The 12,910-nt window shown below is 72.0% G+C and carries 14 protein-coding genes; 7 read left to right on the top strand and 7 right to left on the bottom strand.

All coding sequences use genetic code 11. The features are described 5' to 3' along the window. The first annotated feature begins 153 nt into the window (after positions 1-153). Entirely contained in the window at positions 154-843 is a 690-nt protein-coding gene (locus tag ACZ43H_RS22865; RefSeq protein WP_464586630.1) for an aspartate/glutamate racemase family protein, read from the top strand. 191 nt (positions 844-1,034) lie between these two features. Here the strand turns inward: ACZ43H_RS22865 and ACZ43H_RS22860 are convergent, their stop codons facing one another. The 3 genes from ACZ43H_RS22860 to ACZ43H_RS22850 are packed head-to-tail and all read right to left on the bottom strand — an operon-like array spanning position 1,035 to position 3,358. Continuing rightward, a complete protein-coding gene (locus ACZ43H_RS22860; protein ID WP_464586628.1) occupies positions 1,035-2,396 on the bottom strand; it encodes a M4 family metallopeptidase in 1,362 nt (453 codons plus the stop codon). 39 nt (positions 2,397-2,435) lie between these two features. Beyond that, positions 2,436-2,891 carry an Imm63 family immunity protein gene (locus ACZ43H_RS22855; RefSeq protein WP_464586626.1) on the bottom strand — a complete coding sequence of 152 codons (456 nt, stop codon included), beginning with the start codon at positions 2,889-2,891 and terminating at the stop codon, positions 2,436-2,438. Beyond that, positions 2,888-3,358, bottom strand: a complete 471-nt coding sequence (locus ACZ43H_RS22850; RefSeq protein WP_464586624.1) for a PPOX class F420-dependent oxidoreductase — start codon at positions 3,356-3,358, stop codon at positions 2,888-2,890. Before ACZ43H_RS22850 ends, ACZ43H_RS22855 begins: the two co-directional genes overlap by 4 nt. Positions 3,359-3,472: 114 nt before the next feature. Here ACZ43H_RS22850 and typA point away from each other — a divergent pair, with 114 nt between their 5' ends. After that, positions 3,473-5,365, top strand: coding sequence for a translational GTPase TypA (gene typA, locus ACZ43H_RS22845; protein WP_464586622.1), 1,893 nt, complete (start codon positions 3,473-3,475; stop codon positions 5,363-5,365). An 80-nt stretch (positions 5,366-5,445) separates the two neighbouring features. Here the strand turns inward: typA and ACZ43H_RS22840 are convergent, their stop codons facing one another. Beyond that, on the bottom strand, positions 5,446-6,405 hold the full coding sequence (locus ACZ43H_RS22840; protein ID WP_464586620.1) for a hypothetical protein: 960 nt from the start codon (positions 6,403-6,405) through the stop codon (positions 5,446-5,448). A gap of 44 nt (positions 6,406-6,449) precedes the next feature. Continuing rightward, positions 6,450-7,094 carry a hypothetical protein gene (locus ACZ43H_RS22835; protein WP_464586618.1) on the bottom strand — a complete coding sequence of 215 codons (645 nt, stop codon included), beginning with the start codon at positions 7,092-7,094 and terminating at the stop codon, positions 6,450-6,452. A gap of 91 nt (positions 7,095-7,185) precedes the next feature. On the opposite strand from ACZ43H_RS22835, the gene ACZ43H_RS22830 reads away from it, so the two are divergent. Both ACZ43H_RS22830 and ACZ43H_RS22825 read left to right on the top strand, forming a co-directional pair. Continuing rightward, complete coding sequence (locus ACZ43H_RS22830) at positions 7,186-8,772, top strand: fatty acyl-CoA synthetase (protein ID WP_464586616.1); 1,587 nt, start codon at positions 7,186-7,188, stop codon at positions 8,770-8,772. A gap of 74 nt (positions 8,773-8,846) precedes the next feature. After that, complete coding sequence (locus ACZ43H_RS22825; protein WP_464586614.1) at positions 8,847-9,353, top strand: PH domain-containing protein; 507 nt, start codon at positions 8,847-8,849, stop codon at positions 9,351-9,353. A 47-nt stretch (positions 9,354-9,400) separates the two neighbouring features. Here the strand turns inward: ACZ43H_RS22825 and ACZ43H_RS22820 are convergent, their stop codons facing one another. After that, a complete protein-coding gene (locus tag ACZ43H_RS22820; protein ID WP_464586612.1) occupies positions 9,401-9,619 on the bottom strand; it encodes a hypothetical protein in 219 nt (72 codons plus the stop codon). A 184-nt stretch (positions 9,620-9,803) separates the two neighbouring features. Here ACZ43H_RS22820 and ACZ43H_RS22815 point away from each other — a divergent pair, with 184 nt between their 5' ends. The 3 genes from ACZ43H_RS22815 to ACZ43H_RS22805 are packed head-to-tail and all read left to right on the top strand — an operon-like array spanning position 9,804 to position 11,481. Further along, the gene (locus ACZ43H_RS22815; protein WP_464586610.1) at positions 9,804-10,181 is read left to right on the top strand and encodes an SHOCT domain-containing protein; all 378 of its coding nucleotides are present in this window, start codon (positions 9,804-9,806) and stop codon (positions 10,179-10,181) included. A gap of 6 nt (positions 10,182-10,187) precedes the next feature. Beyond that, positions 10,188-10,877 (top strand): hypothetical protein, encoded by a 690-nt coding sequence (locus tag ACZ43H_RS22810; RefSeq protein ID WP_464586608.1) that lies wholly within the window; start codon positions 10,188-10,190, stop codon positions 10,875-10,877. A gap of 43 nt (positions 10,878-10,920) precedes the next feature. Further along, entirely contained in the window at positions 10,921-11,481 is a 561-nt protein-coding gene (locus tag ACZ43H_RS22805) for an RDD family protein (RefSeq protein ID WP_464586606.1), read from the top strand. A gap of 19 nt (positions 11,482-11,500) precedes the next feature. On the opposite strand, the gene ACZ43H_RS22800 is transcribed toward ACZ43H_RS22805, so the two are convergent. Beyond that, positions 11,501-12,907, bottom strand: coding sequence for a hypothetical protein (locus tag ACZ43H_RS22800; protein WP_464586604.1), 1,407 nt, complete (start codon positions 12,905-12,907; stop codon positions 11,501-11,503). Positions 12,908-12,910 lie beyond the last annotated feature (3 nt).

The raw sequence follows: 12,910 nt of genomic DNA, 5'->3' as shown, positions 1-12,910 counted from the left end.
GACCGCGTGCAGGACTCCCCGGCTGGCCGGTGACTCCTGTGGTTGTCGACCGTTGCAACGGCTGAGAAGCACAGGAACAGGCTGACAACCCCCGGCCGTTCCGGGGAATGAGCCACCTGCTCGTCGTACGACGAACGTGGAAGACTCGCCCCCGTGCAGACCATCGGACTGATCGGCGGGATGAGCTGGGAGAGCAGCGCGGTGTACTACCGCGACCTCAACCTCGGCGTGCAGCAGCGGCTCGGCGGGCTCTCCTCGCCCAAGCTGGTGCTCAGCACGGTGGACTTCGCCGAGGTGACCCACCTCGAGGACGACGAGCGCTGGCAGCAGGTCGGCGAGCTGCTCGCCGAGGCGGCCCGTGGTGTCGAGCGCGCGGGCGCCGACTTCCTGCTCCTGTGCACGACCACCTTCCACAAGGTGGCCGACCAGGTGGAGGCCGCCGTCGACATCCCGCTCATCCACCTCGCCGACGTCGTGGCTCGGTCCTGCCTCGACCAGGGCGTGACCACGGTCGGCTTCATCGGCACCAAGGTCGCCATGGAGGACAGCTTCTTCACCGACCGGCTCGCCACGCACGGCGTGACCGCGGTGGTCCCGGCCGAGGAGCACCACGAGTGGCTCAACACGGCCATCTACGAGGAGCTGGTGCACGGGCACGTGCTCGACCGCACCCGCCGCCGGGTCGTCTCGGTCGTCGAGGAGCTGTGGGACGCCGGTGCGACCGGGGTCCTGCTCGGCTGCACCGAGCTCGAGCTGCTCATCAAGCAGGCCGACGTCGAGCTGCCGGTCTTCCCCTGCACCACCCTGCACGTCGAGGCCGCCCTCGACCGCGCGCTCGACTGAACGGATGGTCCGGCACGTCTTGACCGTCCGGGCGGAAGCGCGCGGGACGTCAGAAACGTGCCGGACTATCCCGCTGAAAGCGCGCGGGCCGTCAGAAACGTGCCGGACTATCCCCCTGAAGGCGCACGGGCCGTCAGAAACGTGCCGGACTATCCCGCTGAAAGCGCACGGGACGTCAGAAACGTGCCGGACTATCCCTCGCGAGGGGCGAGCACCAGGTCGGCGAGGCGGCGCAGGTCCTCGGTGAGGTGCTGCTCGGGGACGGTCGCGCGGTCGCCGTCGAGGTCGAACTCGTAGACGAACATGTCGGGGTGGGGCAGGCCGGTGCGGGCCGCGCGGAGGTCGATCCGGTCCAGCAGCGTCCGCGCCTCGTGGCTGCGGGGGTCGTCGTCGAGCTCCAGCACGCCGTCGACGGGGCGCCCGGTGAAGCCACCGGTACGCCGCACCGCCACCCGGGCCGCCCCGCGCCCACTGCCAGCGGCACCACCGCCGGCTCCGGCTCCCGTGCCGGCACCGGCCGGCGCGCCCGCCTCGCCCGACCCGACGTCCACGCCCACCTGCTCCCACGCGCTGCGCACCGCGTCCGCGTGCGGCCCGGCCGCCGCCACCGTCGCCGCGGCGAAGCCCGCGAAGTCGGTCCGCGCGCTGACCTGGCCGCCGGTGAGCGCGGAGTACCAGATCATGCCGGCGCCGTCCCACGAGCTCCCGCCGATCGCGGTCGCGGCCAGCTGGAAGGCCCGGTTGGGGATGCCGGAGTTGAGGTGCACCCCGCCGTTGTCGTCGGTGGTCTCCACGTAGTCGGACATGTGGCCCACCTGCGGGTCCTTGCCGAGCGCCGGGTCGTCGTACGCCGTGCCGGGCGCGGCCATGTCGCGCAGCGCCCGCGCCTGCACCCCGGGCAGGAAGATGCCCGCGCCGATCAGCCAGTCGGCCTCGAGCGCGGTCTGTCCGAGCAGCCGCTGCTTGAGGCAGGAGGCGAACACGTCGGAGACCGACTCGTTCAGGGCGCCCGGCTGGCCGGCGTACTCCAGCGCCGCGGTGTGCTCGGTGACGGCGTGCGTGAACTCGTGGCCGAGCACGTCCACCGGCCGGGTGAACCGGCCGAAGACCTTGCCGTCACCGTCACCGAACACCAGCTGGGTGCCGTCCCAGAACGCGTTGTCGTAGGCGCGGCCGTAGTGCACGGTCAGGCTCACCCGGGCCCCGCGGCCGTCGTACGACTCCCGGCCGTAGACCTCCGCGAACAGCGCCAGCGAGCCGGCGATGCCCGTCGCCGCCTCGTCGACCGCCGCGTCCCCCGACTCCGGCTCCCCCGCCGACCGCACCGCGGTGCCGGGGAGGGTGGAGGTGTTGGCGGCGGTGTGCACCGTCCAGGCCGGCCCGCTCGGCGCGACCATCGCCTGCTGCGTGGTCGGCGGCGCGAGCCGGGTCGTGCGCAGCCGCGCGTCGACGGCGAGCGTCGCGCGACAGGGGTCGGCGGCCGCCGGGTCGGCCTCGGCGAGGTGCTCGAGGAGGTACGGCGGCACGAACTGGCAGGGCCCGAGAGTGGTCACGGGTCCAGACAAGACGACACCGCCGACACCCGCAAGGGGTCAGCGGTCCCGGTACGGCGAGCGCTCGAGCGTCTCGGCGACGTGGAGCCGCGCCTGCTCACCCCACTCCGGGTCCAGCGCAGCCGTCAGCTCCTGCCACATCGCGAACCACATGCGGCGTGAGTCCTGCCCCGCGACCCGGTGCTCGAGCTCGTGGCGGGTGGCCACGTCCCGCACCAGGTCGGACGCGATCCAGCCCAGCAGCTCGTGCTGGGAGGGAGTACGCCGGCTGAAGCACACCCGGCCGCGCTCGCGGGCCTCCCAGGTGTAGGTCCCGTCGCGGAACCGGAAGAACGTGTATCCGGCGTCGCGGTTCTCGGTGTCCGGCACGTGGGTGGGCCGGCGGCCGCTCAGCGCCTCGATGCGGTCGGCCAGCGCAGCCACTTGTGCGCAGACCTCGGCCTCCTCGGGACTGGCCGGCCCGCCGGCGGGTGGCCGCTGCTCGAGCCGGCTCACGCGGGCGCGCGGTCGGGCGGGAACCCTCCGGTGGCGACCGGACCCCACGACTCGGGGGTGATCCGGATCAGCGACTTGCCCTGGCGGCGCATCGCCTGGCGGTACTCCTCCCAGTCGGGGTGCTCGCCCGAGATGCAGCGGAAGTAGTCGACCAGCGCGTCCTCGGCCTCCTGGCTCGGCATGTCCAGGACCTCGGCGGTGCCGTCGACCTGGACGTAGGGCCCGTTCCACTCGTCGGAGTGGACCAGCACGGTGGCCCGCGGGTCGCGGCGGAGGTTCGCGGCCTTGGCTCGCTGCGGGTAGGTGGAGATGACGATCCGGCCCTCGGCGTCGACCCCTCCGGTGACCGGGGAGACCTGGGGGCGCCCGTCGCGCCGCGTCGTCATCAGCGTCATCTGGTGCCGGGGGCGGACGAACTCCAGCAGTCCGTCGCGGTCGACCCGGTCGGTGGTCGCGATGTTGGCCATGGCCGTCACCCTACGACCGGTCGCGATGCGGGCCGAGGCGTCCGCTCCCCGTAGACTCGACCGGGCCCTCGGGCCCCGAACCCCACTCGCCACCGAAAGTGACGCCGTACCTCCATGTCTGGAACCACCAAGCGCACCGACCTGCGCAACGTCGCCATCGTCGCGCACGTCGACCACGGCAAGACCACGCTCGTCGACGCCATGCTCCGCCAGGCCGGCGCCTTCACCGCCCACCAGGCCGAGAGCGTCGCCGAGCGCGTCATGGACTCCGGCGACCTGGAGCGCGAGAAGGGCATCACGATCCTCGCGAAGAACACCGCGGTCCACTACGCCGGCCCGGCCGCCGACGGCAAGCCGATGACGATCAACATCATCGACACCCCCGGCCACGCCGACTTCGGTGGCGAGGTCGAGCGCGGTCTGTCGATGGTCGACGGCATCGTGCTGCTGGTCGACGCCTCCGAGGGGCCGCTGCCGCAGACCCGCTTCGTGCTGCGCAAGGCCCTGAACGCCGACATGCCGGTGATCCTCGTGGTCAACAAGACCGACCGCGGTGACGCCAGGATCGCCGAGGTCGTCGACGAGACCTACGAGCTGTTCATGGACCTGCTCGACGAGCACCACAGCCAGGACGCGCTCGACTTCCCGGTCGTCTACGCCTCCGGACGCGCCGGCGTCGCGGGGCTCGACCAGCCCGAGAACGGCGAGCTGCCGGACTCCCCCGACCTCGAGCCGCTGTTCAAGACCATCCTGGAGACGATCCCGGCCCCGACGTACGACGAGGGCGCGCCGCTGCAGGCGCACGTCACCAACCTCGACTCCTCGCCGTTCCTCGGCCGCCTCGCGCTGCTGCGCATCCACCAGGGCAACCTGAAGAAGGGCCAGAACGTCGCCTGGATGAAGCGCGACGGCTCGGTCAAGAACGTCAAGATCACCGAGCTCCTCGTCACCGAGGGCCTCGAGCGCAAGCCGGGCGAGTCCGCCGGCCCCGGTGACATCGTCGCGATCGCCGGCATCCCGGACATCACCATCGGCGAGACGCTGGCCGACCCGGAGAACCCGGTCGCGCTGCCGCTCATCCACGTCGACGAGCCGGCCATCTCGATGACCATCGGCACCAACACCTCGCCGCTGGTCGGCCGGGTCAAGGGCTCCAAGGTCACCGCCCGCCTGGTCAAGGACCGCCTCGACTCCGAGCTGATCGGCAACGTGTCGCTGCGGATCCTCCCGACCGAGCGCCCCGACGCCTGGGAGGTGCAGGGCCGCGGCGAGCTGGCGCTGGCCATCCTGGTCGAGCAGATGCGCCGTGAGGGCTTCGAGCTGACCGTCGGCAAGCCGCAGGTGGTCACCAAGGAGATCGACGGCAAGCTCCACGAGCCCGTCGAGCGGCTGACCATCGACGCGCCGGAGGAGTACCTCGGCGCGATCACCGAGCTGCTCGCCACCCGCAAGGGCCGCATGGAGCAGATGACCAACCACGGCACCGGTTGGGTCCGCATGGAGTTCCTGGTCCCCGCCCGTGGCCTGATCGGCTTCCGCACCGACTTCCTCACCGACACCCGCGGCACCGGCATCGCCCACCACATCTCCGAGGGCTACGAGCCGTGGGCCGGCGAGATCCGCAGCCGCAACAACGGCTCGCTGGTGGCCGACCGCAAGGGTGCCGCGACGGCGTACGCCATGACCTCGCTGCAGGAGCGCGGCGTGATGTTCGTCGAGCCGACCACCGAGGTGTACGAGGGCATGATCGTCGGCGAGAACTCCCGCGCCGACGACATGGACGTCAACATCACCAAGGAGAAGCAGCAGACCAACATCCGGTCCGCCACCTCCGACAACTTCGAGAAGCTGATCCCGCCGAAGAAGCTGTCGCTGGAGCAGTGCCTGGAGTTCTGCCGCGACGACGAGTGCGTCGAGGTCACGCCCGAGACGGTCCGGATCCGCAAGGTGATCCTCGACCAGAACGAGCGCGCCAAGATCGCCGCCCGGGCCCGCAAGTCCAAGTAGCCCCACCAGCAGGCACCAGCACGCCGAGTCGGCGTTGGTTGACGCACGTCCGAGCGTCAACCAACGCCGACTCGGCGATTTCAGGCGGGGCTGAGCAGGAGCTCCTCGCGCCGGGCGACCAGCCGCGCGACGGCGCCCGCCAGCTCGGTCTCCCGGGCGGCCAGGCCGGTCCGCACGCGGTGGACGGCGGCGGCCGCGGCATCGGTACGTCGGGCGGCCTCGGCGATCCGGTTGCGGACCGACCAGTCGCTGAAGATGTTGTCGAACCAGACGTCGAAGGCCTGCACCAGACCGGTCACCTCGACCCCGCCCACCCCCGCCACGCCCACGTCGGCGAGCTCGGTCGACAGGCGCCGCATCGCCCGGTCCGCCTCGCGCATCAGCGCGGAGGCCCGGTCCATCCGGTCGTACTTCATCATGTCGCCGAGCATGCCGCCGTCGAGGAACGTGTCGTACGTCGACCAGTCGTGCGCCTTGCCCAGCATCACGCTGGCGTCGGCCAGTCGCGTCGCAGCCTCGCCCCCCGCCGCCTGCGCCTCGCGGACCTCGTGCAGCTGGCTGCGCAGGCCCCCGAGCTCCCCGGCGATCGCGGTGAGCTCGGCCCCGCCGGGGGCGCCGGTGGCCGTGAGCAGCTCCTCCTTCGCGGCCAGCGCCCGCTCGCGCCGGGCAGCCACATCGCCGAGTGCCGCGAGCGCGGCCGCCGCGGCGTCGTGCTCCCCGCGAGCCTGGGCGAGCCGTGACTCCGCCTGCGCGACGGCATACGCCGCCGCCTGCTGCTCCGCCTGCTCGCGGGCCAGGTCGAGGTCGAGGCTGCCGCGCAGCCCGGCCCAGATGCGCGTGGGGCTGAACGACTCCAGCCTCGCGACGTCCGCGGTCTCCTGACCCAGCGCCGACCTGGCCTCGGCGAGCACCCGGCTCGCCTCCTGCACCGTCCGCTGCGCCCGCTCCACCCGGCCGGTGAGGCGCTGGTGGTCGGCGGCCGCCTCCTGGGCGGCCTCGAGCTCGTCCTGGACCTGTCGTGCCGTCTCCCCGTTGATCACGCGCGCCACCCTAGGGCCGACCGGTCCCGCCGAGGCGAGCAGTGTCAGAGCCGGACCGGCGTGGCCCGGCGCCGCTCGCTGTCCCGCGTGACGGCCTCGATGGCCACCCCGGCGAACCCGACGGCCACCAGGAGCACCAGGCTCTGCGAGATCTCGTCGGGCAGCAGGTTGCTCACCGTCAGCGAGGCGACGTGCGCCAGCAGCACGACGGGCACCCAGCGCGCGACCGTGCCGGCGCGCAGCAACGCGATCGCGAACAGCAGCTCGCCGAGGTAGAACCCGGCGATCCAGCCGTAGAGGAAGACGGCCAGCCCGGCCTCGTGGCTCACCTTGTCGAGCGCCTGGCCGTCGATGGGGATGTTGAGCACCATCGCGCGGAAGAACACCATCAGCATCGCGTAGCCGGCGGTCCCGAGGAACCCGATCGCGAGCACGACCGTGCTCACCATCGCCGGCCCCCGGCCGCGTCGGTCGAAGAGGCTCAGCGCGGCGGGCAGCCCGAGGGTCAGCGCGACGGCGGCGATGAAGAAGACGACGGCCGCGGCCAGCCAGCGGCCGTCCTGCTGCTGCACGATGCGCAGCGTGTCCGCCGAGTCGGACCCGGTCGGGAGCAGCAGCGACCCGAAGGTCAGCGCCATCGCCCCGGTCACGAACGCCGCCGCCGACGCCGGGATCCAGTCCAGTCGCATGGCGCAACGGTAGTGGGCCGCGGACCCACGCGGGACCAACCCTGCCCCGGATAGCGTGACGGTCACCACAGTCCGGACCCGAGGAGTGCGCATGGCCGTCGAGCAGCTCGTCCAGCAGGCGCGTCAGCAGTCGCTCGGCGACCTGCCCCGGCGTACGGCGCGCCGGGTGCCGGACAAGCTCGCGATCGTCGACGGCTCGACGCGGCTGACCTTCGCCGAGCTCGACTCGGTGGTCGACCGGACGGCCGCGGCCCTCGCGGCCGCGGGCCTGGCCCAGGGCGACCGGCTGGCGCTGCTGTGCCACAACTGCTGGCAGTTCGCGGTGCTGAACTTCGCGGCCGCCCGCGCCGGCGTCGTCCTGGTGCCGGTGAACTTCATGCTGAACGGCGAGGAGATCGCCTTCATCCTCGACCACAGCGGGGCCACCGCCTTCGTCGTCGAGGACGCCCTGCTCCCGACCGCCGAGAAGGCGCTGGCGGCCGCGGGCGGGACGGTCGCCACCCGGGCCGTCGTACGCCTAGGCGACGCGCCGGTCCCGGACGGCTGGACCGACGCCCGGGAGTGGTTCGAGCACGTCGGCAGGCCGCCGCAGGTGCTGGTCGCCGACGACGACCCGGTCCGGATGATGTTCACCTCCGGCACCGAGTCGCGACCCAAGGGCGCGCTGCTGTCCAGCCGGTCGCTGCTGTGGCAGTACGTCTCCTGCGCCCTCGACGGCAGCATGAGCGCCGACGACGTCGAGCTGCACACGCTGCCGCTCTACCACTGCGCCCAGCTCGACTGCTTCCTCGGCACCGACGTCTACCTCGGCGCGACCAGCATCATCCTGCCCGGCCCCGACCCCGCCGCGATCCTGCGCACCATCGAGACGGAGCGGGTCACCAAGTTCTTCGCCCCGCCGACGGTGTGGATCGGGCTGCTGCGCTGCCCGGACTTCGACACCACCGACCTGTCCAGCCTGCGCAAGGGCTACTACGGCGCCTCGCCGATGCCCGTGGAGGTGCTGAAGGAGATCCAGCGTCGGCTCCCCGACGTCGATCTCTGGAACTTCTACGGCCAGACCGAGATGGCCCCGCTGGCGACGATCCTCGGACCCGACGAGCAGCTCGACCACGCCGGGTCCGCCGGCCGCCCGGCCCTCAACGTCGAGACCCGCATCGTCGACGACCTCGACCAGCCGCTCCCGGCCGGTACCGTCGGCGAGATCGTGCACCGCTCACCGCACGCGACGCTGGGCTACCACCACGACGAGGAGAAGACGGCCGAGGCGTTCCGCGGGGGCTGGTTCCACTCCGGCGACCTCGGGTACGTCGACGAGGCGGGCCGGCTCTACGTGGTCGACCGCAAGAAGGACATGATCAAGACCGGCGGGGAGAACGTCGCCAGCCGCGAGGTGGAGGAGGCGATCTACCGCCTCGACGGGGTGGCCGAGGTCGCCGTCTTCGGGATCAGCCACCCCCGCTGGGTCGAGGCGGTCGCGGCGGTGGTCGTGCCGAAGGAGGGCGTGGCGCTCACCTCCGAGCAGGTCCTCGCGCACAGCCGGGAGGTGCTCGCCCACTACAAGGCTCCCAAGTACGTCGTCGTCGCCGAGGCGCTGCCGAAGAACCCGAGCGGCAAGATCCTCAAGCGCGAGCTGCGCGACGCGCACGCCGACCTGGCACGCGAGGAGTCGGACTGAGAGGTACGTGCCTCCGTCCTGTGTGTGACTTCCGACCCTGAGCGCGAGCCGGGTCCGGCCGCGACCATGGCGGCATGGGACTCCCTGCCGACCAGCTCTCGCCCGGCGAGACGATCGTCCTCGAGATGCACGAGCACTGGAAGCACCTGCTCGTCGCCATGCTGATCTGCCTCGCGGCCCTGGTGGGGCTCGTCGTGGTGCTGGCCATCGGCCCCGAGGACGGGTTCTTCGCCTGGCTCGACACCCTGGGCTGGGTCGCGTTCGCCGGCGTCGTGCTGATCTTCGGCGTGTGGCCGGCGCTGGCCTGGTGGAACCGCACCTACACGCTGACCACCGAGCGGCTCGCGACCCGGACCGGGATCCTGCGCCGCTCGGGCCGCGACATCCCGCTGAACCGGATCAACGACGTCGCCTTCGACCAGGGACTGCTGGACCGGATGGTCGGCTGCGGCACCCTGAAGGTCTCGGCCGCCAGCGAGGAGGGCACGGTCGTGCTCAACGACATCCCGCACGTGCACCAGGTCTCGCTGCGGATGAACGAGCTGGTCCGCCAGATCGGCCGCGCCGGCCGCGACGGCTGACCCGCGCTACGGCTGACGCACAGACCGAGCAGGAGCGCAGCCGGGCGTCACCGCTGGACGCGCCGGGTGCGGCGTACCTGCACCACCTGCAGCCGCCGCGCCCAGAGCCGGTGCAGGAAGCCGTGCAGCGCCGCCTGGTCGGCGAAGGTGCCCGACAGCACCGTGCACACCTCGTGCTCGACCGCGCCGGCCTCGCCGAGCCCCTCGACCTCCTCGGCCATCCGCTCACAGGGCACCAGACCCGCCACGTGCACCTCGTACCTCATGACACCACCATCACTCGCTCGCCCGGCCCCGCTGCCCCCCTGTCAGGCCATGCCACACCACCGGGCCACGGACCGCATCACCCCCGCGGTGCGAGCGTGGATCGTCCGCACAGGATGAGGCGGGACACCAGCCTCCTCGAGCACACTTCGAGTGCAGTCGTTGACCTAAGGAAAGGACGCTGCGATGTCGTTCTGGGACGTTGTGTGGTTCATCGTGATCTCTTTCGCCTTCGTGGCCTACCTGATGGTGATGTTCTCGATCATCGCCGACCTCTTCCGGGACCGCGACACGTCCGGGGTGATGAAGGCCGTCTGGATCATCTGCCTGATCTTCTTCCCGTTCGTGACCGCGATGGTCTACCTGATCGCCCGGGGCCGGGGCATGGCCGAGCGGCAGTCGCGGGACGTCAGCGACATGAAGGCCCAGCAGGACGCCTACATCCGCGAGGTCGCCGCCAAGGCGAGCCCGGCCGACCAGATCGCCCAGGCGCGCAAGATGCTCGACGAGGGCGTGATCACCCAGCCGGAGTACGAGCGACTCAAGGAGAAGGCCCTCGTCTGAGTCGTCGTGAGTCCCACGGCCACCGCTGCGATGCGCAGGCTCTCCCCGCTGTCGGTCCTGAGATCGGTCGTCGAACCGGTCCTGGGGCCGGCAGCGGCGTACGTCGCCCACTCCCCACCGGTCCGCTCCGCGACCGCCACCCTCGACCGGCTGCTCGACCAGCTCATCGCAGAGGTCGTACGACGCGTCGACCTCGACGCGGTCGTGCAGCGGCTGGACATCGAGGCCGTCCTCGACCGGATCGACCTCACCGAGACGGTCCTGGACCGGGTCGACCTGCAGGTCGTGGTCCGGGAGGTGCTGCGCGAGGTCGACGAGGAGAGCATCGGCGAGGTGGTGGGGCGGGTGGACGTCGACGCCGTCGCCGCGAAGCTCGACCTCGACGCCGTGGCGGGCCGGCTCGACATCGAGGCGGTCCTGGACCGGCTCGACCTGACCACCACCGTGCTCCGCCGCGTGGACCTCAAGTCGGTCGTGGACGCGGCGCTCGCCCAGATCGACCTGATCGCCATCGCCGAGCAGGTGATCGACGGCGTCGACCTGCCCGAGATCATCCGGGAGTCCACCGGCTCGATGGCCTCGGAGACGGTTCGCGGGGTCCGCATGCAGGGCATCGAGGCCGACCAGGCCGTCGGCCGCGCGGTGGACCGGCTGCTGCTGCGCCACGGACGCCGCCCCGGCCCGGCGAACGCCTGAGACCCCGGTGACCGCCGGTGCAGCGGGTGCGGCGGGGGGTGGGGTGTCCCCTGTCCCCCGGGAGGCCCGGCCCTACCAGGGACACCGGGCGGGGCTGGTCACGCGTAGCGTCGCCGCGGTCATCGACGCCGCGGTCGTCGGCCTGACCCTGCTGGCCGGTTACTTCGGCCTCGCGGCGCTGCTGTTCCTCATCGACCCGCGCGGCTTCGAGATGCCGCACGCAGGCCTCTTCTTCAGCCTCCTGTCCGCCTTCGTCGTGACCGTGAGCTACCTGACCCTGGCGTGGACCCTGAGCGGTCGCACCTACGGCTACCTGGTGATGGGGCTGCGCGTCGTCGGTCGCGGCGGGCGAACGCTGGGCTTCGTCGGGTGCGCGCTCCGGGCACTCGCCGTCGCGGTGTTCCCGATCGGGGTGGCGTGGGTGGCGGTGAGCCGCCACAACCGGTCGGCCCAGGACCTGCTCCTCGGCACGGCCGTGGTCTACGACTGGCAGCCCCGCGCCACCAATGGCCACCACCACGCGGAGAGTGCAGCCCCCACCAGCCCAGACCCCGCCAGCGCAGACCCCGAGTCTGCAGCCCCCGAGGTGGGCGCTGACGACTGAGCTGACCCCCAGCGGGGCCTCAGCGCTGGGGCACCGGCGGCTTCGGCGCGGGCTGCGGCTCCGCGGCTGCGGGACCCGCAGCACCGGGAGCCACGGGTGCGGGACCCTCAGCACCGGGAGCCGGCACCGGAGCGGACGGCTGCTGCGGCGGCTGGGCGAGGAACTCGATGACCGCAAGGACCAGCACCACCACGAGCGCGACGCCCACGACGACCCAGCCGGTCGGCTGGTTCCAGAACATCAGCACCACACCTCCCAGGATCGCCGCGGTCAGCCGCAACGCGGTCCGGTGGCTCCAGGTCCAGGTGCCCAGCCGGCCGGTGTTCCAGCCGGCCTCCTCGGCGCTGCCCCTCATCGACCCGATGCCGTGCGTGAAGGCGTGCCGGGTCCCGGCCGCGGCGGTGGACGGGCCGCTCAGGAAGGCGGTGAACGCCAGCACCAGCCCGAGCACGCCGACGGCGCGCAGCGCGGTGCGCAGGAAGCGCACCAGCGTGTCGAACACGCTGCCCGCCGCCTCGGGGGTCAGCACGTTCCCGGGGGTCTCGTTGACGTACCACGTGCGGGCGATGGCCAGCGCGACCCCGAGCAGGATCATGGCGCCGGCGACGCCCAGGCCGCCGCGCAGCAGCGCCCGGCGCCGGTCCTTGGCCAGCAGCACCCCGCCGAACAGCAGGGCCACCGCGATGAAGGGCAGCCAGGTCCCGAGCTTCTCCAGCGCGCTGTAGGCCCACTGGAGCTTGGTCACCGAGCTCGACTGCACGAGGACGAAGGACTTGTCCACCGTCGGGATCTTCTCCGCGAGCGTGAACCCCTGGTCGACCAGCCTGCTCTTGACCTCGGCGACGATGGTGCCGAGGTTCAGCGTGACGGTGTCGCCCTGGGCGCTCACGGCGCCGCCCTGCTCCCCCGAGAGGAGGACCACGATCTGCTCGTGGGCGGCCCTGTTGACCTCGTCCCACACCGTCGCGAACTGGTCCGACGCCAGGATCTTGTCGACCTGGTCGGCCACGAAGCCGTTGATCCCGTTGACCAGGGCGATCTGCAGCCCCGGGATGGCCGACGCCACGGCCGGGGGGACGCCCTTCTGGCTGGCCAGGGTGTCCAGCGTCGCGCTGGTCACGCCCTCGACGTCGATGTTGTCCAGCACCGCCTGGGTGACCTGGTCGGACAGCGCGGCCTGGACGCCCGGGTCGTCGATGAGCGGGGCGACGGTCTTGACGTACTGGTCGGTGTCGGAGATGACCCGGCTGGCCCACACCGACGTGACCGACAGCGGCGCCAGCACGCACGCGAGGACGATCAGGACTCCGGCCACGGCGCTGAGGCCGCGCACGTTGTGCTTCTCGTGGTGGGGCTCGGTGGCCTGCTGGGACTCGAGCTCGGCGACCCGCGCCCGGAGCGCGGCGACCTCCTCGGGATCGGTCATCGG

It is taken from the genome of Nocardioides sp. DN36 (genome assembly GCF_055380375.1).
The sequence above is the reverse complement of the archived record's forward strand: the minus strand, read 5'-3'. Positions and strand labels throughout refer to the sequence as shown.

What these genes read in the sequence shown, in the direction of transcription:
- ACZ43H_RS22800 (WP_464586604.1), bottom strand. Translation starts at nt 12,907, where the DNA reads ATGACCGATCCCGAGGAGGTCGCCGCGCTCCGGGCGCGGGTCGCCGAG.
- typA (WP_464586622.1), top strand. Translation starts at nt 3,473, where the DNA reads ATGTCTGGAACCACCAAGCGCACCGACCTGCGCAACGTCGCCATCGTC.
- ACZ43H_RS22820 (WP_464586612.1), bottom strand. Translation starts at nt 9,619, where the DNA reads ATGAGGTACGAGGTGCACGTGGCGGGTCTGGTGCCCTGTGAGCGGATG.
- ACZ43H_RS22815 (WP_464586610.1), top strand. Translation starts at nt 9,804, where the DNA reads ATGTCGTTCTGGGACGTTGTGTGGTTCATCGTGATCTCTTTCGCCTTC.
- ACZ43H_RS22825 (WP_464586614.1), top strand. Translation starts at nt 8,847, where the DNA reads ATGGGACTCCCTGCCGACCAGCTCTCGCCCGGCGAGACGATCGTCCTC.
- ACZ43H_RS22835 (WP_464586618.1), bottom strand. Translation starts at nt 7,094, where the DNA reads ATGCGACTGGACTGGATCCCGGCGTCGGCGGCGGCGTTCGTGACCGGG.
- ACZ43H_RS22830 (WP_464586616.1), top strand. Translation starts at nt 7,186, where the DNA reads ATGGCCGTCGAGCAGCTCGTCCAGCAGGCGCGTCAGCAGTCGCTCGGC.
- ACZ43H_RS22850 (WP_464586624.1), bottom strand. Translation starts at nt 3,358, where the DNA reads ATGGCCAACATCGCGACCACCGACCGGGTCGACCGCGACGGACTGCTG.